Here is a 1,690-nt window from a genome sequence, read left to right on the forward strand (position 1 = left end):
CCGGACTCCGCCGCACCTGCGCCTCAAACAACTCCGACAACGTCACCTCCGGCACCACCACCCCCGTCTCATTCCACCCATCCACCACCCGGGCCCGCTCGGTCTCGTCGAGGAGCGGCACCTGGCTGACCCGGAGCGTGGGATCGGCAGCCACCGCCTCCAGCACCCGCACCAGCCGGTTCGCCGTCTCCTCGGCCGTCCGCTGGTCGAACAGGTCGGCCGAGTAGCCGACCGCCCCGCTGATCCCGGCGAGCTCCCCGTCGGGAGTGCGGTTCTCGGCCAGGCTGAACGACAGGTCGAACTTGGCCACGTCCGAGCCAGAGCGCTCCGGCCGTACCGACAGGCCGGGCAGCTCCCAACCCCCGTCCTGGTGGGTGTTCNGGAAGGTCAGCATCACCTGGAACAGCGGGTGCCGGGACAGCGAGCGGGCCGGTTGCAGCTCCTCCACCAGCCGCTCGAACGGCACGTCCTGATGGGCGTACGCCGCCAGGTTCATCTCCCGCACCCGGCCGAGCAGCTCGGCAAAGGACGGGTCGCCGCCGAGGTCGGTGCGCAGCACCAGCGTGTTGACGAAGAACCCGATCAGATCGTCCACGGCGGCGTCGCCGCGACCGGCCACCGGGGTGCCCAGCGCGATGTCGGTGCCCGCGCCGAGCCCTGACAGCAGTACCGCAATCGCCGCCTGCATCACCATGAACAGCGTGGCCCGCTCGTCCTGGGCCAGCCCGGTGAGCCGCGCGTGCACCTGCGGGCCGAGCCGCAGCGGCACCGAGCCGCCGGCGAAGGAGGCCACGGGCGGGCGCTGGCGGTCGACCGGCAGGGTCAGCTCGGCAGGAAGCTCAGCCAGGGTCGACCGCCAGTACGCCAGTTGCCTGCTGATCAGGCTGTCCGGGTCGTCCTCACTGCCGAGCACTTCGCGCTGCCAGACCGCGAAGTCGGCGTACTGCACCGGCAAGGGCGCCCACGACGGTTCCTGACCGGACAGTCGCGCCGCATAGGCCGCCGACAGGTCGCGGGTCAGCACCCCCATCGACCAGCCGTCGGCCGCGATGTGGTGCATCACCAGGAGCAGCATGTGCTCCTGCGGGGACAGCGCGAACAAGGACGCCCGCCATGGCAGCTCGTGGCGCACGTCGAACGGACGACTCGCCTCGGCCGCCAGCAGGCCGGGTAGTTCCCGCTCATCGGTGTCCTGCACCACGAGCTCGGGGCCGCCCGCCAGGATCTGCTGGAAGGGCAGCCCATCCGAGTCGGGGAACACCGTCCGCAGGCTCTCGTGCCGAGTCGCGACGTCGGCCAACGCCGCGCGCAACGCCGCCCGGTCCAGGTCACCGCGCAGCCGCAGCGCCATCGGCATGTTGTAGACCGCGCTGCCCTCCTGCAACCGGTTCAGGAACCACATCCGCGCCTGGCCGAACGACAGCGGCAGCACCGCGGGCCGCCGGCCCGCCACCAGGGCGGTACGAGCGGTACCGTCGCCGCCGACCAGCCTGGCGACACCGGCCGGGGTCTGCGCCGTGAACAGGTCGTGGATGCTGACCTCAGCCCCGAGCGCCCCCCGCACCCGGGCAATCAGCCGCATCGCGAGCAGAGAGTCACCACCAAGATCGAAGAAACTGTCCTCGACCCCGACCCGCTCCAACCGCAACACCTCCGCAAACAAACCACACAACACCTCCTCCACCGCGGT

General features: G+C 71.2%; 1 protein-coding gene. It reads right to left on the reverse strand.

What is annotated here, in order from left to right:
* The coding region (locus CED_RS21180) for a condensation domain-containing protein (RefSeq protein ID WP_235187276.1) at positions 1–1,663 on the reverse strand (1,663 nt) is incomplete at its 3' end.
* Positions 1,664–1,690 lie beyond the last annotated feature (27 nt).

Source organism: Frankia sp. CeD, from assembly GCF_000732115.1.
Classification (GTDB): Bacteria; Actinomycetota; Actinomycetes; order Frankiales; family Frankiaceae; genus Frankia; species Frankia casuarinae.